22 protein-coding genes and 1 tRNA gene are annotated in these 19,432 nt (G+C 34.9%); 8 read left to right on the forward strand and 15 right to left on the reverse strand.

The genetic code is table 11. The annotated features are described in order from the left end of the window. Positions 1 to 155 precede the first annotated feature (155 nt). Positions 156 to 443 (reverse strand): HU family DNA-binding protein, encoded by a 288-nt coding sequence (locus WD055_04530; GenBank protein ID MEX0849469.1) that lies wholly within the window; start codon positions 441 to 443, stop codon positions 156 to 158. A gap of 164 nt (positions 444 to 607) precedes the next feature. Between WD055_04530 and WD055_04535 the strand changes: the two genes are divergently transcribed. The 4 genes from WD055_04535 (at position 608) to WD055_04550 (ending at position 4,757) form a co-directional block, all read left to right on the forward strand. Then, positions 608 to 1,417 carry a TatD family hydrolase gene (locus tag WD055_04535; GenBank protein MEX0849470.1) on the forward strand — a complete coding sequence of 270 codons (810 nt, stop codon included), beginning with the start codon at positions 608 to 610 and terminating at the stop codon, positions 1,415 to 1,417. A 104-nt stretch (positions 1,418 to 1,521) separates the two neighbouring features. Beyond that, entirely contained in the window at positions 1,522 to 2,328 is an 807-nt protein-coding gene (locus tag WD055_04540) for a prohibitin family protein (protein ID MEX0849471.1), read from the forward strand. Between the two features lie 110 nt (positions 2,329 to 2,438). Beyond that, positions 2,439 to 3,251: an ankyrin repeat domain-containing protein gene (locus WD055_04545; protein ID MEX0849472.1), complete on the forward strand. Its 813-nt coding sequence runs from the start codon at positions 2,439 to 2,441 to the stop codon at positions 3,249 to 3,251. A 111-nt stretch (positions 3,252 to 3,362) separates the two neighbouring features. Beyond that, positions 3,363 to 4,757: a sodium/proline symporter gene (locus tag WD055_04550; GenBank protein MEX0849473.1), complete on the forward strand. Its 1,395-nt coding sequence runs from the start codon at positions 3,363 to 3,365 to the stop codon at positions 4,755 to 4,757. Here WD055_04550 and WD055_04555 read toward each other — a convergent pair whose 3' ends face one another. Continuing rightward, a complete protein-coding gene (locus WD055_04555) occupies positions 4,758 to 5,141 on the reverse strand; it encodes a hypothetical protein (protein ID MEX0849474.1) in 384 nt (127 codons plus the stop codon). Positions 5,142 to 5,279: 138 nt separating this feature from the next. Here WD055_04555 and WD055_04560 point away from each other — a divergent pair, with 138 nt between their 5' ends. Then, complete coding sequence (locus WD055_04560; GenBank protein ID MEX0849475.1) at positions 5,280 to 5,492, forward strand: hypothetical protein; 213 nt, start codon at positions 5,280 to 5,282, stop codon at positions 5,490 to 5,492. Positions 5,493 to 5,499: 7 nt separating this feature from the next. Here WD055_04560 and WD055_04565 read toward each other — a convergent pair whose 3' ends face one another. The 9 genes from WD055_04565 to WD055_04605 all read right to left on the reverse strand — a co-directional run bounded on the left by WD055_04565 (position 5,500) and on the right by WD055_04605 (position 12,606). Beyond that, positions 5,500 to 5,973: a metal-dependent hydrolase gene (locus tag WD055_04565; GenBank protein ID MEX0849476.1), complete on the reverse strand. Its 474-nt coding sequence runs from the start codon at positions 5,971 to 5,973 to the stop codon at positions 5,500 to 5,502. A 16-nt stretch (positions 5,974 to 5,989) separates the two neighbouring features. Further along, positions 5,990 to 7,234, reverse strand: a complete 1,245-nt coding sequence (locus WD055_04570; GenBank protein ID MEX0849477.1) for a SpoIID/LytB domain-containing protein — start codon at positions 7,232 to 7,234, stop codon at positions 5,990 to 5,992. Further along, on the reverse strand, positions 7,179 to 7,676 hold the full coding sequence (locus WD055_04575) for a ribonuclease HI family protein (protein MEX0849478.1): 498 nt from the start codon (positions 7,674 to 7,676) through the stop codon (positions 7,179 to 7,181). The genes WD055_04570 and WD055_04575 overlap by 56 nt, the downstream gene beginning before the upstream one ends. Before the next feature lie 3 nt (positions 7,677 to 7,679). Then, positions 7,680 to 8,411: a hypothetical protein gene (locus tag WD055_04580; protein ID MEX0849479.1), complete on the reverse strand. Its 732-nt coding sequence runs from the start codon at positions 8,409 to 8,411 to the stop codon at positions 7,680 to 7,682. Between the two features lie 52 nt (positions 8,412 to 8,463). Beyond that, positions 8,464 to 8,540: transfer RNA gene (locus WD055_04585), tRNA-Ile, on the reverse strand. A 128-nt stretch (positions 8,541 to 8,668) separates the two neighbouring features. After that, positions 8,669 to 9,223, reverse strand: a complete 555-nt coding sequence (locus tag WD055_04590) for an NUDIX hydrolase (protein MEX0849480.1) — start codon at positions 9,221 to 9,223, stop codon at positions 8,669 to 8,671. Between the two features lie 4 nt (positions 9,224 to 9,227). Continuing rightward, positions 9,228 to 10,229, reverse strand: coding sequence for a type I glyceraldehyde-3-phosphate dehydrogenase (gene gap, locus WD055_04595; protein ID MEX0849481.1), 1,002 nt, complete (start codon positions 10,227 to 10,229; stop codon positions 9,228 to 9,230). A gap of 19 nt (positions 10,230 to 10,248) precedes the next feature. Then, positions 10,249 to 11,073 carry a deoxyribonuclease IV gene (locus WD055_04600; GenBank protein ID MEX0849482.1) on the reverse strand — a complete coding sequence of 275 codons (825 nt, stop codon included), beginning with the start codon at positions 11,071 to 11,073 and terminating at the stop codon, positions 10,249 to 10,251. An 18-nt stretch (positions 11,074 to 11,091) separates the two neighbouring features. After that, positions 11,092 to 12,606, reverse strand: coding sequence for a phosphomannomutase/phosphoglucomutase (locus tag WD055_04605; protein ID MEX0849483.1), 1,515 nt, complete (start codon positions 12,604 to 12,606; stop codon positions 11,092 to 11,094). Positions 12,607 to 12,665: 59 nt separating this feature from the next. On the opposite strand from WD055_04605, the gene WD055_04610 reads away from it, so the two are divergent. The 3 genes from WD055_04610 (at position 12,666) to WD055_04620 (ending at position 16,608) form a co-directional block, all read left to right on the forward strand. Continuing rightward, complete coding sequence (locus tag WD055_04610; protein MEX0849484.1) at positions 12,666 to 15,380, forward strand: SMC family ATPase; 2,715 nt, start codon at positions 12,666 to 12,668, stop codon at positions 15,378 to 15,380. Positions 15,381 to 15,399: 19 nt separating this feature from the next. After that, entirely contained in the window at positions 15,400 to 15,762 is a 363-nt protein-coding gene (locus WD055_04615) for a nucleotide pyrophosphohydrolase (protein ID MEX0849485.1), read from the forward strand. A 78-nt stretch (positions 15,763 to 15,840) separates the two neighbouring features. Beyond that, complete coding sequence (locus tag WD055_04620; GenBank protein ID MEX0849486.1) at positions 15,841 to 16,608, forward strand: hypothetical protein; 768 nt, start codon at positions 15,841 to 15,843, stop codon at positions 16,606 to 16,608. Positions 16,609 to 16,648: 40 nt separating this feature from the next. Here the strand turns inward: WD055_04620 and WD055_04625 are convergent, their stop codons facing one another. The 4 genes from WD055_04625 to WD055_04640 form a co-directional block, all read right to left on the reverse strand. Then, on the reverse strand, positions 16,649 to 17,371 hold the full coding sequence (locus WD055_04625; protein ID MEX0849487.1) for an ATP-binding cassette domain-containing protein: 723 nt from the start codon (positions 17,369 to 17,371) through the stop codon (positions 16,649 to 16,651). Continuing rightward, positions 17,358 to 18,014: an amino acid ABC transporter permease gene (locus WD055_04630; GenBank protein ID MEX0849488.1), complete on the reverse strand. Its 657-nt coding sequence runs from the start codon at positions 18,012 to 18,014 to the stop codon at positions 17,358 to 17,360. The genes WD055_04625 and WD055_04630 overlap by 14 nt, the downstream gene beginning before the upstream one ends. Further along, on the reverse strand, positions 18,007 to 18,774 hold the full coding sequence (locus WD055_04635; protein ID MEX0849489.1) for a transporter substrate-binding domain-containing protein: 768 nt from the start codon (positions 18,772 to 18,774) through the stop codon (positions 18,007 to 18,009). The genes WD055_04630 and WD055_04635 overlap by 8 nt, the downstream gene beginning before the upstream one ends. A gap of 396 nt (positions 18,775 to 19,170) precedes the next feature. Further along, a complete protein-coding gene (locus WD055_04640) occupies positions 19,171 to 19,428 on the reverse strand; it encodes a NifU family protein (protein MEX0849490.1) in 258 nt (85 codons plus the stop codon). Positions 19,429 to 19,432: the final 4 nt, after the last annotated feature.

The following is a 19,432-nucleotide window of genomic DNA, read 5'->3' on the forward strand; positions in this document are numbered from 1 at the left end:
CCCTAATATCATTAGTGAATTTTATATTGAACAATTTAAAGATACTTAAAAATAACGCTTTTGCAACCATATAAAAAGGTCGTACAAATAAAAAGGCCGCACAAAATGCGACCTTAATGTAATGAGCAAAGTTTTTTGAGTTTTAGTCTCAATCTTTAGCCAATTTTAACAGAACGTACAACTTCGCGTAAATTTTTTCCTGCTTTAAAACGAGGCACATTTACTTCTGGTAAATCAATGCGCTCTTTAGTTGCAGGATTAATTCCTTTACGTGCTGGACGACGTGAGATCCAAAAAGCACCGAACCCGGTAATTGAAACTTTTTGACCTTTTTTTAACGTACGCTCTACTATACGAGTAAATGCGTCCAAAACGCGTGAAACATCTTTTTTACTAAAAGTAGTCTCTTCACTGAGTGAGGTAATGAGTTCACTCTTGTTCATGGAATACTCCTTGGAATAAGAAATGGTTAAAACACTGCTACTTCATTAAACCCCTATTTTTTTATTCTTACCAACTAATAGTAATTCTATTTATATGTTTGTCAAATCCACATTGTTGTTTTATCTTACTACTTTATTAACAACCGCACACAAAAGGGTATTACATGTTTGTAGACACACATTGCCATATAAATATTATGGTTAAGAAGACATTCGACACACCATTAACGCCAAATGACTTTTCCTTAGCTCAAGAGATTATTACATCGGCTCACACACAAAATGTGACCACTATTATCAATGTTGGAACCAGTTTGATTGAAAGTAATAACTGCATTCAATTAGCACAAAAATTTAAAAATAATTATGCAGTTATTGGCATTCATCCCAATGATATCACCAGTGATTGGCAAGATGAACTAAAAACAATTGATATATTAGCAAAAAATAAAAATGAACTAAACATTGTTGGTATTGGTGAATGCGGACTTGACTTTCATTACCCCGACTTTAATGTTCAAAAACAAAAAGATGTATTTAAGGAGCAGATTGAGCTTTCTTTAAAACACAATCTTGCACTAGTGGTACACACGCGTGATGCCCGCGATGAAACATTACAAGTAATTGAAGAATATCACAAAGAAATTTCACGCGGTATCATCCATTGTTTCTCTGAAGATTTAGCTTTTGCACAACAAGTTATCGATTGGGGTTTTGCACTCGGCCTTGGTGGCACCATTACCTATCCAAAAAACAATCATCTTCGTGAAGTTGCACAATCAGTTCCACTGTCATCTATCGTACTTGAAACTGACGCTCCATTTCTTCCACCACAATCAATGCGTGGCAAAAAAAACAGCCCGGTAAACATTCCAATTATTGCTCAATATTTAGCTGAACTACGCGCAATATCAATTGATGAGGTTGCACAACAAACAACTGATAATGCAAACAGGATATTTGGACTACATTAATAGACTTGCTATTTTTATGACTCAGACTACCCTTAAAAATAGATCCGCCTTAAATAACCCTTTCAACACATACACTTTTTAATACATCAATCTTAGGAAACTCTATGCACAACACCGAAACAAACCTCTTTTTTAAATCTATTTTTATTGGTCTTATTATTGTCCTCATCATCAACATAAGCTTCTTTTCATACTATACGCTTAATCCTGGATTTGCAGCATTACATATGCGCATGAGCAAAATAATAAATGTTACAACCATCCCCGGCATGAAATTCAAAATACCTTTTATAGATCGCATTGTTTATATTGATACACGCATTACTAAAGCGCATGAAGAAACCACAGCTCTTTCACGCGATCTACAAACATTAAGAGTTGGTATGGTCATTAATTATCGCATTACAAATCCTCTTGAAATATACCAAGAAATTGGCATTAATTTTAAAAAGATTATCATAGACCCATTCTCACAAGAAAGCGTTAAAGCTATCATTGCACAATTTACAGCAGAGGATCTTATACAAAGCAGACATATAGCAAAAGATAAAGTTGTCGATAATCTACGCTCTCGACTCAAACCTTTATATATAAATTTAGTTGACTTCAACTTTACCCATTTAGATTTTTCACCTGACTTTATAAAAGCAGTAGAAGACAAGCAAATTGCTGAACAAAGTGCAAAAACAGCAAAAAATCTTACTGAACGCGTAAAAGAAGAAGGCCTACAGTCACGTACACGTGCTGATGCAGAAGCATATGCCCTGAAAGTAAAACGTGAATCAATAACTCCTGAACTAGTGTCATTAAAAAAAGTTGAAGCTCAAATGAAAGCAATTGAAAAATGGGATGGCAAACTCCCTCTTTATACCGGTGACGCTACTCCACTCATTTCATTGCCAACAGCATAAACATTCAATATCAAAAGGAGCAATGCTTAAGAACTCCTTTTGATATTGACCTAAATAACAAATATTTGTACGTTAAAAGTAAATACTTTACAAAAAAAAAAGGAAGTAAAATGTTCAATAAAAAAAATTATATCTTTTTTGTTTCACTATTAATATACAGTGCACATACACAATGTGCTGCTTCAATTTCAAGTTCAAGCAGTACAGACCCAGAACAAAAAATAAATAACCGACTCATATTAAACGCACAACTTGAAGTTGCCACTCTTTGGGATGAAGCGACCTCTCCTGAGATGGGACAAATTCTTCATATAATAAATACAATGTTGCCAAAAAAAGAAGGTCCCGTAATCGCAGCCCTTCAACACCAAAAAACAGGACTTTCACTCTTACATTTGGCAGCATTACATAAAAATGCATCCCTCGTGAAAAAGCTCGTCCACCCAACAAATGTAAATAAAACAGTTGATGGATTTAACCCTGTATTTAGAAAGGAAACTCTTAATGGAATAACTCTGTTACACATTGCCTCACTCAATAATGACCCTGAAACAGCAAGCATTTTATTGCAACAAAAAGGCGTACGCCATAATCTTAAAGACAGTTCCGGCGAAACTCCATTGCATAAAGTTCCTCAAATATTACCATCATCAACTGACACTACCAAATTAATAGAACTTTTAATTCAACATGGTTGTAGTTTGCATGCCAAAAACAATGATGACAAAACTCCTCATGGCATTGCTTTACACCGTACAGCTCACCATGCAATACAAGCACTTACCGGAGCGACCTGCATATGTTATAAGTGCGCTAAATTAAAACTAAAAAACACACGAATAAAGAAAAAAAAAACCAATAATGTTCCTAAATCACAAAAGAGACTACATATTCCTGCAGCTGCTATAGAGTATGTAGAATAATTATAAATTCACTTCTGCTATAAATATATCGAAAGCAATATAATTTTCATTTATCCTCCTTGGCAATTTATGGTATAATAAAAAACATTATTAAACTCAAGGAGTAAAAACATGACCACCATACTAGCATTTGTTATATATTTTTGCATTCTAACCGGCATCGGTATCTACTTTTATCATCGTAATAAAAATGCATCCGATTATATTATTGGAAACAGATCCCTCAACTATTGGGTCACCGCAATTGCAACGCAAGCAAGTGATATGGGCAGTTGGTTATTTCTCGCATTTCCTGCTGCGGTTTTTTCCAACGGATTGTTTGAATTTTGGGCTGCAATTGGTTTGATTTCTTTCATGTTTTTAAACTGGCAATTCATTGCGCCTAAATTGCGCTCTGAAACTGAACGGTATAATGCGCTTACTTTGTCCACTTTTTTCTCCAATAGATTTAATGATACGAGCGGCATATTACGCGTAATCAGTGCATTGATCACTCTTCTGTTTTTCACCTTTTACATCACTTCCGGCATTGTGGGATTAGGACGACTATTTCAAGCAGCTTTCTCCATAGATTATACTATTGGTATTATATTAGGGCTTATTTGCGGTATTACCTACACACTTATTGGTGGTTTTTTAGCCGTTGCATGGTGTGATATGTTCCAAGGCATTTTTTTGTTAGTTATGATTTTATTTGTTCCCATATATACCTATTTTGTAGTTGGAGGCATTGATGCAATTAGATTAGCAGCCTCTGCAAAAAACATTAGCTTATCATTATTCAATTCAGAAGCTTCATTATTAACAGCATTTGCATTGGCTGCCGGTTGGGGCCTTGGTTATTTTGGCCAACCGCATATTTTAACCAATTTCATGGGCATCGATGACCCTAAAAAAATAAGTCGTGCAAAATGGGTTGGCCTTACCTGGCAAATTTTAGTACTCAGTTCATCTGCAATGATTGGCGTTGTTGGACTTGCCTACTTCAATCAAGGACTAGAAAATCCTGAACTTCTTTTTGTACTGATGACAAAACAGCTTTTTTTTCCATTACTTGCCGGATTTGTATTATGTGCTATTTTGGCGGCCACACTTTCCACATTGGACAGTCACATTCTGGTTTCCGGATCTACCTTTGCAGAAGATCTCTATCAACAATTATTTAGAAAAAATGCAACTTCAGTTGAACTCATGTGGATTTCACGCGCTGCTAGTTTGAGTATTTCATTGGTTGCATTATACATTGCATCAGGAAACAATAGTTCAGTATATCATTTAGTTAATTATGCATGGTCCGGAGTAGGAAGTGCATTTGGACCACTTGTAATCACTGCATTATACACAAAGAATACAACACGTGAAGGAGCAATTGCCGGCATGCTTATTGGAGCAGCTGTTGCTGGCATATGGCCATATTACGGTTTTGGCATCTTACTACCGTTAATTCCAGGATTTTTTTCTGGCTTATTGAGCATTTATGTTGTCTCATTTATTACAAAAAAATAGTTAATATACAGCAAGAGTCAATGAATATTTCTTATAAAGATCATATCGATTTTTGTTCCAGTATTTAACACAGACAACACCAAGCATACCATGAGTAGCCAAAACATTGAGCCAATTATTAACTGTTGTATCAACATCATCTTTACCAATACGAAAAAAAACATTCTCAGTTTCCTCAGACAATGCAGTTATCTCAAGTTTATATGGATGCGGATAAGCAGGATCTTGCCAACGATTATCTTCTTGAGCAGCAATAAAATTTGCTTCAAGATCTGAAACATAAATTGCGCTTTCAGGAAATTGTTCAGCTGAAAATGTTGAACATACACCCATTAAAAAAAACAGACTTAAGCATAGTAATGAAAAATGTTTTGTATATAACATGGAAGCTTTCCTTTAAAAAAAAATAAATAAACTGTTTTTTATAGTACAAACAATATTAAAATATGCAAGTTATCATTGCTATCAGTGTATTATTTGTTAGACTTCATGTTATTTTTAAAAATAAAAAAAGGAAAACATATGACACCTGAAGCTTTAGCTTTGATGCTTGGCACGCTTTTATCAATTGGCCAACTTCAAGAATTTTCAACAGTAGAACCTGTCGAACAAAACAACCAACAAAATTCTGCACCGGCTCACCCCATCAAAAAACGTCTTAATAAATACTCTAATAAAATAAGGCACACTAAGAATAAAAAACATGCTATCAAACAGCCACGACCCGGTTTTTAATTCTAATTTAACGAAAACGAAACATACGCACAAAACCAAGGTCTAACCACAAGTGTGAAACCGCTCCTGCAATAAAGAAAATTGTATGTAATATAATGGTTTTATCATAGTGAGGCAGATATCCTGTGAGTAAATAACACAATGTGCCAAGTGCACCAACAATAAACCAAATGTTATGAAAAAGGCCACGATGCTTAACAAGCATAGGCAATGTTGCAACAATTGCTACATAAGCCAAAGTAACAAACTGTTTTTTATAAAAAAAATAAACAAATAAACCGAGAATCAACCAATAAAAAACATTTTGCCCTTTACTTTTGACATCAATATCAGGAAAAAGTGAACCGGCCATAACAGCAACAAAACAACTCGCAATAATAAATGGATCCTGTTTCGGCATTATATTAACTATACTCACTAATGCAAACGTTGCTCCAAATGCTGCAGCACCTCCCATCAAGTGTCCTTTATATCCCGGCATTTTTTTATTCCTTAGATTAATTACATTTCATGAAAGTAGTATTCGGATAATAAAAACGCAAAATACGTTTATAATCCCATCCATCACGCACCATCTCTCGAGCACCCCATTGGCACAACCCCAAATGATGACCATAACCACGTCCATGCAAAATAACTTTATTCTTTTTCTTTGTTATGGTGTAACAATAACTTTTCACTTCTTTAAACAGATTATACAGTTTTTTGCCCGCAAGCTTTACTTTTTTTCGTGCATAAATCATTACTTCCTGTGAAAGACCTGCTTTATCTTGTTTGATAACTTTCATATTTTTAATATTAGAAACCGGACCAACCTCTTGCAATAGATGTTTATGCAGTTCATCTAAGGTATATTCCGCTTTCCAATTATAGATCCAACATCTTTTACAATGTGTACATGGATATGTACGAGCAAGATAAGGCGCATCATTAAAGTTCACTTCATGTATATGTGCAGGTATCACACCTCCACAACATGAATCAAACATCGCAATAATAGGTTTGTTATTATGCGCTAAAATGATACCCTTTGTCTGCTGTACTGCATCTTGTAATATTTTTTTATCATGCACACCGGAATATGTTTGATGTCGATTACAATTATGCACATGATAGGAACGTTTTGTTTTTTGTGCTTCTTGCATCATAGAAATCACATAGGTGCGTGAAGTTATAGCAAATACTTTATTGACTTCCAACGGCCACCCAGGCCAACTTTCAGTGCGCAACACTGAACAAATATACTGTTCAAGAGGCAATTCGTTAATAATAAGCAATTTTCCATTTTGCAAAGCCAATATAAAAGAACCACTATATGTATGTTGTCCGTAAGTAATATGCCCCCCTGTTGATAATTTTAGTTGCGATTCTTTATATCGCTTACCATCAACATATAATAAATTCTTTTTCACTTGAATTGAGGTAGCTACTTTTTTAATATGCCTTTTATAGGTTCCTCTACCATCTGAAAGCATAAAAGCGCCACAACTCGATTGAATAGAAAATTGTGCAGCTTGTGGCAAAGCAATAGTATCAAGAAGAACACGGACTTGAGCATACTTTTGCAATGTTGCTATTTTTTTTTGTTTATGCGTTTGAATATCACGTTTAATATAACGTTGTGTTTTTTTTTCAGTTATAGCATGCAAATTAAATATAAAAAATATTAAATAAAAACATGGTCTATTACCATGCAATAGCATGCTTTTTGAGCAACTGTACAAATGCTTCAGGAACTTCATTTTTTGTATCTACTCCCCGATTCGCCATTGCATCCGCTTGCTTATTCTCATGCCTAAGAACATGCTTTATGTTACACGGAACATCTTTTAACAAATATTTTGCTAATGAAAAACATTTTTTCAGTTCCGGATTTTTAACTTTGTACATGCCTTGCAATTGACGGACCATCAACTGTGAATCGGAAATAATTAATAATTGATCATTAGGCTTCATTATTTTTTTTAATTCAAATAAACCGATCAGTAATGCCATGTATTCTGCTTGATTGTTTGTCTTCAAACCAAGATAATAACCGCCTTCTTGGACCAATTCATTATTTTTATATAGCACAATACCGGCACCTGCAGGTCCAGGATTGTTGCGCGATGCACCATCAAGATATAGCTTCCATTTTGACACACCTTCATGAACATCCGACTCAAAAATACATAACTGTTCCATAGATCAACTTTCTTCTTTTGGTTCAGCCTGTAAAACTATTGGATCATATAAAAAACGATAACAACTGTTGCATTGCAAAAGTGCGCGTCGTTTTAAACGAAGAAGATCTTGATTTGGAATTGCATAAAAACAGCCGCCGCACCCACCTTGAACAACTTCTACAACCGGATCATCTACACGATTATACATCTGTTCATATTTCTCCAACCATTCAGCCGGAATTGTTTTTAGTTTTTCAGGCCTTTCTAGCTGAGCTTCATATAACTGTTTTTCAAGCTGTTCAATCTCTACCGTTTTTTTTTCAAACGCTTCTTGCGCTTCTTCTATTTTTTTAGTAATTTCATCGTCTTTTTGCGTCATAGTACGTTGAGCATTCTCTAGCTTATTCCAAACATCAACAAGTGCATCTTCTGATTCATGCTGTTCTGCATGAATTTTATCAAGTTCTTTTTTGAGGGCACTGTATTCTTTAGGATTGGCGATGTTTTCAATTTTAAGTTTGATATCCGCTTCACGTTCATCGAGCGTCTTCATATCCAGCTCTTTTGTGTCGACTTCTTTTTGTGCATTATGCACAATTTGCTTTAAAAGATCGGCTTCCTGTTCATACTGTTTTTTCTGTTCTTGTAACTGATGCAATACCTTTTGCTCTTTACCAATGGTTACATTAAGTTTTTTCATATCCTGATCAAAACATACGACATCGATAAATGATTCAAAAGGAAATGTTTTCATAAAAGAACCTTCTTTGTTGTTATTTGTAGATTAACTGACAACTTCCGGTTTTTGGTGGGCCCACCAGGACTTGAACCTGGGACCTTTCGGTTATGAGCCGACTGCTCTGACCAACTGAGCTATGGGCCCCCACCAATATACAAAAGAAAGGAGGTGTATTTTTATAACACACTTTATAAGAATAAAGGAATTTAATCTAATTGTGAAGCAGTAATTACTCAATAAACCACTTCTTATACCCTAACCCTTCAATTTCATTATAATCGCATACCTTTCAATGCAATCCATTTATCAAGCATACGCACCACTGAAGGACTTTTTGTTGGGAAACCTTGTTTATCCTTGCCAAACCAACGCATATCTTTTGATTCATGATTTCGAATAAAATCTTCATCACTCGTAACGTGCAATAAAAAGCGAACATCATAATGATAATGTTCAGGCTCTTTGGCATTTGCAGGAATCAGATGCACATCAATATCAAAAATTTCATATGACACAGGCTCAATATGTTCAATACCTGATTCCTCTTGCGCCTCTTTAATCGCAACGGCCAATACATCTGCATCACCATCACAATGTCCACCAAGCTGTACCCAGCGATTCAATTTAGCATGATACATCAACAAAACCTTTGTGCCATCTTTATTAAGCAACCAAGAAGATGCAGTAATATGACCAATGGAAAGCGACCGCTCAAAACAATCTTCATTATTTTTAACAAATTCTTGTATTGCTTGTTTTGCTTTTTTATCTGTATCAGTTATTGGTTGATATAACTCTAATGCATTCAATAATGCTTTTCTATGCATAATTTTAACTCACTTTCATTAAAAAATCTTTCAAGCGCATGCTATAGCCCCATTCATTGTCATACCATCCGAATGTTTTGCACAAATTGCCTTCTGCTTGCGTTAATGGTGTATCGATAACAACAGAATAATCACACCCGCTATAATCACTTGATACCAATGGCTCATTGCAAGTAGACAAAATTCCTTTCAGATCATGTTGCGAAGCATCAAAAAAAGCCTGATTTACTTTTTTTTCATCTACTGTTTTTTTTGTTTTGATAACTAAATCAATCAATGAAACTTTTGCAACCGGCACACGAATGGCCATTGCTTGAATACGCCCTTTTATTGATGGCATAATTTGATCAATCATACGAGATGCACCGGTTGAAGTTGGAATAATATTTAATGCTGCAGCGCGTGCTCTACGCAAATCATCTGATTCAACATCAAGGAGCACCTGCGTATTAGTATATGCATGAATGGTGGTCATAAACCCTTGCTCTATTTGGAACTTATCATGTAATACTTTGAGCATTGGCATAATGGCATTAGTTGTACAACTTGCCAAGGACACTATATGATCTTTTTTTTTATCAAAACTATCACAGTTTACACCAGGCACAATAGTTGTCACCTCACCTTTGCATGGTGCAGTGATAAGTGTATATTTTGCTCCGGCATTTTGATGAACGTTAATAAACTTCGCACCGGTATAACGCCCTGAGGCTTCAACAACCCAATCAATGTCAAACTTAGACCAATCAAGTTTTGCCGGATCAGATTCGGCAACAATAACAATTTTATGATCATTAATACTAAGTGTGGAATCTTGAAAATCGACTTTACCTTTAAAGGTCCCCATGAGAGTGTCATATTTAAACATATGAGCCACATTCTCAAGAGATGCCGGGCCAATATTGATTGCGACAACATTAAGTTTTTTTTGAGCCTCAGGATCGGCAAAGATAGTGCGTAAAAAATTCCGACCAATTCTACCAAATCCATTAATCGCTATACGCATATTTATTCCTCTTTTTTTATTATTGATGCCAATAACGCACCAAATCGATATGTTCTTTCTCTATCGCTGACTCTGTAGCCGGCAACTCCATAACAACAGGAATATGCGCAATATCAGCATTAAGTATAAACTGCTTTAAAGCATCTAGATGAATTATACCATCGGGTAGCAGTTCATGACGATCAATACATGAACCGACTCCTGCACATGTATTATTCAAATGTATCAATGCAATACGTTCAAAACCAATAGTATTATTCATTTTTGCAAAAAAATGTTGCTGTTCAGTTATATCTGCAATGTTGTAACCATAAGAATGTGCATGCACCGTATCAATACAAAAAGAGATTTTTTCAGGATAATCTATTTTTTCAAGAATCGTTTTGAAATCATTTAAATCACTTCCAACCGATAAATTTCCATGTGCCGTATTTTCAAGCACAATTTGAACATCCTGCTCATATTTCAATATTTTATTTAATCTACGCACTAATGCATCGATACCTTCATCAATACCTTGAGCACCCTTTGCGCAACCGGGATGCACAATGAGATGTGTAAAGCCTAGCCGTTTTGCTAAATGTAACTCTTTTTTTATAGTACGTAATGAAATCGATTTAATACTTGCTAAGTTTGTCCAATACGAGGAATGTACAAACAGTTGTTTGAAATTATTACGTATTTTCATAAATTGATCTATTTCTTCTTGATCAAGCTCAATAAAACGATTTGTATCTTGATGCAGAAAAAAACATTGAAACGTTGGCAACTTAAAATCTACTGCTCTTTGAGCAAGCTCTAATAATGAATGCGTCAAACGTAAATGTAGACCAATATCCCTCACACTTTGTCCTTTTGTTATTTATTCAAACATCTTAACAAGCACATCTTCTTCATAAAATGGCCTCAATGCATGTATAAAATCATCTTTTACTTTCTGTAATCCATCTACCGTTTCTGACTCGAATCGAATACTCAATACCGGCTGTGTATTTGAAGCACGCAATAATCCCCAGCCATAAGGCATTGTTACGCGTACACCATCGATAACAAGCAAATCTGCATCCTCTTTTTGTGCAAAAATATCTTTTACCGTTTGCACAATTAATTTCTTTTTATCCTCATCACATGCAATACGAAATTCGTCTGACGTATACATTTCAGGATATACTTGTAACAATTCATCGAGTGTTTTTTGTTCTTTTTGTAACATTTGAAACAGACGCAACATTGCATAAACGCCATCATCATAACCAAAATAACGATCTTTAAAAAAGAAATGACAACTCAGTTCACCTGCCAAAAGCGCACTGTTTTTTTTCATCGCATCTTTAACAATTGAATGACCTGATGGTGCAATAACCGGCTGAGCACCTAACTGCTCAAGATAGTTAATCAATGCTGCAGAACTCTTTATATCAAATACCACAGCAACACCTGGATGCTGTTGAGCAATTTCTTGTGCAAAAAGACCCAGTAACAGATCTCCTGATACTAATACACCTTTTTTTGTCATGGGCGCCATGCGATCGGCATCACCATCCAAACCAATACCCACTTGTATATCAGTTGTTTCAAGTACTTTTTTTACATCTTGCATATTTTTAATATTCACCGGATCAGCTTCATGATTCGGATAAGTACCATCAACTTCAGGATAAAGTATTTCTACATTTTTCCATGCCATTATCTTTACTAATTGTGGAATCACAGCGCCGGCTGCACCATTACCACAGTCAATAACAGCGGATAGGTCCATTCCTTTTAAATCTTGAAAATGCTCTACAAGCCAATCGATATAGGCAGGAATGATGAGATACTCAGAATAAGAACCTTTTATAGTGGATTCAATTTTTTTATTTTCTATATAGTCTGTATACAATTTTTGAATATCTGAACCCCAAACATTTTCTTTGCCTAAACAAATTTTCAGGCCATTATACTCTTTTGGATTATGAGAAGCGGTAATCATAACACCCGCTTGTACCGGCAAATTATGCATCGCAAAATATAACGCAGGTGAATGGCATAAACCTACAAATTGTACATCCAGTCCACTATCGGCAAATGCAGCACATAACTGTTTTTTAATTTCAGGAGAATGAACTCTTCCGTCCATACCAAGCGCTATCGTTTTGATATCTGGATTTTTTTGTTTAAAAAAATAAGCAATGGCACAGCCAAGATCATATATTTGATCAAGGTGCAAATCAATACCAACTTTGCCCCGAATATCATATTCTCTAAAAATTACACTCGGTAATTGCTGTTTTTGCATCATAATCTGATTGCCCCTGACATGAGTTAACTCGTTATTATTTAATGTATCATAAAAATAAATCAATACCCATCCCCTATGGTAATTTATACCAAGCATGGTAGACTTTTTTGAGTTCGAAATGTTATTTTATGCACTTATTTTATACTAATAACCATATGATACCAATAAAAATTCAAATAAAAAATTTCTTAAGTTACGGTGCTGATCTGCAAACAGTTGATTTTTCACCCTACCACTTACTTTGTTTGTCCGGTAAAAATGGACATGGTAAATCTGCACTACTAGATGCAATTACCTGGGCAATTTGGGGTCAAGCGCGCAAAACAAGCGGCGTTACGAAGGCTGATCATGGACTTCTTCGCTTGGGCCAAACACATATGTTGGTAATCATTGATTTTGAATGCAATAACAATCATTATCGTATCAGACGTGAATTTGCTCTTACTCATGGCAAACCGTATGCAGCTGTCGATTTTGGTATTGTTAATGCAGAAGATGATAGCATTATCCCCTTGACCGAAAAAAAAATTCGTGACACTCAACAAAAAATCGAAGACACCATCCATTTGGACTATGATTCCTTTGTTAATTCAGCATTTTTACGTCAGGGACATGCAAATGAATTTTCTAAAAAATCTGCTAAAGATCGCAAAGAAATACTAGCTAACATTTTGGGTTTACAACGATATGAAACTATGCGAAAAGCAGCCAATGATAAAGCGCGAGAAGCCATTGCACAAAAACAGCAATTAATAGCATTACAAGAGAAAATAACGCAAGAACTGGAAAAAACTGAACAGATAAAAACTGATTTACAACAAATAAAAACAACTTTGACTGACCATGAAAAATATGAAAAACAATTTCATGAAGAACAACAAAAACTACAAAAAGAACGTGAAACATTACTCAAAAAACAAGAGGCTAACAAGCAATGCGGCAAAGCTCTACAAGAAGCTGAAAAAGAACGGTTACATCATCAAGCAGAACTTCGTAACGCATTTACTCAATGGCGCACGATTCATAAACAACAATTGAATAGCGCATCACCTGAAGCACTCAAAAAAGAAAAAGAACAATGCGCACAAGAAATACAAAAATGGCAAGATGCATTCGCTAAAAAATTAGAAAAAAAAGAACAGTATTTAAAAGAAAAAGAGATATTTTCACAACTGGAGCAACAACTGCAGCTTGAGCAGAGCAAACAGATACAAAAAGCCGAACTACAATTGCAACAGATGCATATGGAACACAAACAATACGAACAACAACTACAAACCGTACAAAAAGATGAGATACAACTCAAAGCTGAACTTACACGCACCGAACAGAACATAAAAACATTAGAAATAAAACTTAAAAACCAAGACACCAAAAAACTTGCTATAGTTGAAAAACAGTTTGAAAAACGACGCAATCATTATCAACAATGGATTACTCAAGCAAATTATCTCAAAAGTGAACTTGAACAGATAAAGCAAAAAAAACAGTTTGTACATGATGAAAGTGCACCAAGTTGTCCTTTGTGTGAACAAAATCTCTCTGCATCACGCAAAAAATTTTTAAAAAGCAAGTTAGGCCATAGTGAAGCCTACTTAATGCATCGCCACAAACGGTTAAGTCGACTAATTCATATACTTAAACCATTATTAATCGAGCAACACACACAGCTGGAACATTTAAAAAAAGAGCAAACAAATATACAAGTTGAACAACACCAAAAACAAGAGGCTGAAAAACAACTTGCTTCAATGCAAACTCATTTGAAAAAAATACAAAATCAATGCCTTGAATTAACTCAGCTTATTGAAGTTACTCGAAAAAAAATTACTCTTCAACAAGAAGCCGGCAAAACATTACAGCAATCGACCCGGAAAGCGATCCTGGAACATGCTGAATATCAAAGGCAATACCAAAGCTTACAAACTATTCAAAAAACATTTAATGAAATTGTGTATGATCAAGCTCAACACAAAAAAGTAACTGAACGTTTACAAACCATAGAAAAGCTCTTAACTTCATTTGACACCTTACAAAAAGAAGCACTCATGCAAGATGAACGAAAAAGAACAATCGGTTCTTTATGCGTTCATTTGAAAAAAATAAACTCTCTATTGCAACAACTTATTACCGAACAAAAAACATTTGCCAATCTTGAATTACAAGAAAAAGCTCACCTGCAACAAGAAGTATTACTACGTGAAAAACAGATTGCAAACAATGCACAAAAAGATACCTTACTTCAACAAAAAGGTCGCCTTGAACAACAATATTCGATGCTTAAAAAACTGAAAGTTGAACAAAAAGAACAGGCTCAGATAGTAAAAACATTGACGCTAACTGCCGACGATTTTCAAGCTATTGCAACCGCAATGGGAAAAAATGGCATTCAGGCATTACTGATTGAAGATGCAATCCCTGAAATAGAACAAGAAGCTAATAGCTTGCTCGGTAAACTGACCGATAATCAAGCACAAATATTCATTGAATCATTACGTGATCTGAAAAGCGGTGGTACTCGTGAAACATTAGATATTAAAATTTCCGATGCTGCCGGCGTACGACCCTATGAGATGTTCTCCGGTGGTGAAGCTTTCCGTATCGATTTTGCATTACGTATTGCAATTTCTAAACTACTCGCTCGCCGAGCAGGAACTTCATTACAAACGCTTATTATCGATGAAGGATTCGGATCACAAGATGATGAAGGCCTCAATCATATCATGGATGCAATATATAAGATTCAAGATGATTTTAAAAAAGTAATAATTGTCTCACATTTGCCACGCCTCAAGGATCAATTCCCTGTACATTTTTGCATACAAAAAGGTCCACACGGGAGTCATGTGGATATTATTGAACAGGCGTAATTATATAAAGGATTAGAACATGAAAGACAATACAACTACCATTGCAGAGCTTAAGCAAAAAGCAGCACAGTTTATTAATGAACGCAATTGGCGACAATTTCATGGCGCCAAAAACTTGAGTATGGCAATTACTCTCGAAGCAGCTGAGTTAATGGAAATATTTACTTGGGCCCGCGATCAAAGAGAAGCCGCACAATTAGTACAAGAAAAAAAAGAGGCGGTCAAACATGAACTTGCTGATATTGTATTTGCTACGCTGGTTTTTTGTGATGAATTTAATATTGATTTAAGTGAAGCTATCATCGAAAAAATTGCACACAATGCAAAAAAATATCCTATTGAAAAAGCAAAAGGCATGAATAAAAAATATAATGAATTATAAACGCAGCTTGATTAAAAGCTGAATAGATGTTAGAAAATAGAGGTCTTTTTTTTAATTTAAATCTTAAAGGAATCAATAGTGAAAAAAATCTATTTTCTCTTATTACTTAGTCAAATCTGTCTTGGTGCTGCACAAAAAGAATCATCTGAATGCCCTATAAGCAAATACATTACTATTAGTTCGTTTGGCAATGCTTCAACACATTCTCGAACTGTTTTGGCCGAACAAAATGGGCCTTTACAAGCACGCGGGAGCAGTGATGGCTATCCCTTCCTTAAAAGTGTAAAAAGAAGAAATGCAGATGCAGAACTATTACCTCATACAGTTGAAATATTGCACGTCGCAATAAAAAACCCTGGCAGCCGTTATTCATTACATCCTGACTATTACCTACAAAAATTTATAGCAGCCTATGACTACTTAATAAAAGAACAGAAACCGGTAAAACCGGTAGCAATACAAGTAGCTGCTCATTTTACAATAAAAGATCCAATCAAACATCCGGCAAAAGATCCTCATCCAATATATTCAATCATAGGATTATGTTTAGGATTAACTAAAAAAAACAAAGAAGGTAAACATCTTGGATGGGTAGCAATAGAAAAATTCTATCATACACCGGTACTACATACCTTCTTGGCGCAAGATTTTGAAGATTGCCCAGAGACTCAACTTGAGAATTTCAAAGTAATGATTAATGATAATGAAAGAAAACATTACGGCTTTCAGGGAACCATCACTGCAACTATATGCCGAAAGATGTTTGAGCGTCTTGCCAAAATAAATAATGTTCCAATCGATTCCATTAGTGTAGCTGCTTATAATGATTCTGACACTGATGATTAAAACAATAATAAAAGCTTGGCTAAAATAAATGATATCATTATCAAAGCGCCTTATTGCCGGCAACAAAGTTATTCACATGTGTAAACTGCTCAGGATGAGATCTAAATGCAACTGATTGCACTGATTCAATAATTTTGCCATCCTGCATTAAATGTACCATGCAATCTAATTTATCTATCAACACCGTGTCATGCGTTGCAATAACGACAATAAAACCATTACTTGCCAATTCATCAATAATAGACGCAACATATGAAGTAAGTAATGGATCAAGTGCCGAAGTTGGCTCATCCATACAGATAATTTTTGGTTTCATTGCCAATGTACGTGCTAAAGCTAACCGTTGCTTTTGCCCACCTGAAAGTGCATTAACTGATGCATCTGCAAGATCAGTAAGATTAAACTTTTTGAGTAATTCATCTGCGATCTTACCTGCTTCTTGTTTGGATTTGTTAAGAACTTTTTCTAATGGAAAGGTAATGTTTTGTTTAACTGTTTTATGATTAAAAAGATTAAACTGCTGAAATACCATACCAACTAAATGCTCTTTTTTTTGTGTCTCATGATTTATCTCTTTTTGCTCAAATATCATTTGACCGGCATCGGGAATTTCTAAGTTGCTCAATATACGCAACACAGTTGATTTACCAACACCCGATTTGCCCAATAAAATAGTAATGGAACCTTTTGGCATTTCAAGACTTATATTATCCACAATCTTTTTATTACCAAAAGATTTACTTATATTTTTAATCTGTAACATGATGCATCCTTTTATTAATTAAATACATGGCAAAAACAACTGATGTGGTTAATATGAGATAGATACATGCGACAACCGTATAGGTAGTAATCACATCATACGTACGACTGCGCATAATAGCGGCCTCTTTTGTCAGTTCCATGACACCAATTATTGAGGCTAAACTTGAATCCTTAATAAGCGTAATCAACTCATTTCCTAAAGCAGGGAACACAATTGAAAATGCTTGAGGCAAAATAATAGAACGAATTGTTTGCAATCGAGAAAAACCAAGAACATGCGCAGCTTCAATCTGACCCATTGGAATTGCTTTAATACCACCATAAATCACTGAACTTAAATATGAACTACTATTAATACCAATTGCGATGACTGTTGTCCAAAATGCAGAAATCTGTATACCAATCTGCGGCAATAAAAAAAAGGCAAAAGTTATTTGTATGAGCATCGGTGTACCTTTTATGGCACCGGTAATCAGACTGATTATACGACGAACATATTTCGGTGCATATGCTTGTAACAAACCTATTGATGTACCTCCAATAACTCCCAAAATACAACTACAGAATGCTATTTGAACCGTCTTTAGAGTACCATTAACTATTGCCGGCCAATATTCATATACTATATTAATATCAAGCATTGATTCCCCATTTTTGTTTTAATTTCTGCATACTACCATCCTGCTTCATTGTATCCAAAACCTCTTCTATTTGATCAAGCAATTTAGGGCATTTTTTTGAAACTATTAAAGCCGTACGCTCTTCCGTCTCATCAATAGGCACCATTGTATATAGTGCTTTGTCATGTTTTTTAAAAAATGGCGCAAGTGTATTGCGTGCTGTTACAAACGCATCGGCACGGTTATTTTGTAATGCTAAAAATGCTTCTGCCGGAGTTTCTAATCGAATCAGTTCCGGCCCCTCAATACAGCTCATAAAAATATCTGCGGTATACCCTTGATTCACTACTACCTTTTTATGCTGCTTTAATGCTTCTAAAGAACCGACATCAGGCCGATCTGATAAACTTACTATATATAATGGGTCACCATAAATATATGGTTGTGTAAAATGTACAACTTGCTCACGGTTCTTTGTCGGTGTCATACCGGCAGCAATCACATGCAAACTGCCAACTTGAACTTGCGGAATTAATGCCTCAAAACTCATGTCCTTGAATTCAATCTTTTTATCAAGTCGTTTTGCTACTTCCTCGATAAGTTCAATATCAAAACCGGTCAATTCATTGTTTTCTTTAAATGAAAATGGAGGAAAATTAGATTCAGTACCGACAACCAATACTTTTTCATCTTCTAACAATGCTGATTGATTAAAACAACCACTACAAGTTATCAATAACAGAACAATACAACACAAGTTCAACATCAGTGATTTCTTCATTTAAGATCCTCATGCTTATACATAAAAAGCATGTAATGGAGTATTATTTTTACTCTATTTAAATATATATTTCTACAATACTTTCAAGTGTAAGTAAAAATCGACAAAATGAAAAATTTTAATGTAAAATTCATTAAAAATATTAATAACTCACCTTATACAACAATACAAATCTGATATTAGACTTCTTCTAAAACTGAAATTATTACAAAAAATTTGCAATGCAATTCAATCGAAATACCCTTCGACAAGCTTGCAACTACGCTAAAGCTTCGGTTACAGAAGAAGTCTAATATAAATAGGCAAAAAAAAAGCTCGTTTAAAAAAAAAGCGTTTGCTTATAAGCAAACGCTTTTTTATATTTCTATATCATTAATATATTACTTCAGTAAATTATTAATGACCGAGCTCATCATTCTCAACAGATTCAACTTCACGTACAACATCAGATAATTGCTCTTTAAGAGCTTCTTCGATGCCACCTTTAAGTGTGAAAATTGCCGCTGGACATCCAATACATGCACCATGAAATCGTACATACACAACGCCATCATCAAATTTCACAAACTCAACGTCTCCACCATCCATTTGAATATTGGGGCGAAGTTGCTCTATGACCTCTTTTATTTTATCTATTGATTCTTCATACGTCATAAAA

The organism is Candidatus Dependentiae bacterium, assembly GCA_040878395.1.
In the GTDB taxonomy this organism is placed as follows: domain Bacteria; phylum Babelota; class Babeliae; order Babelales; family Vermiphilaceae; genus JAKBEL01.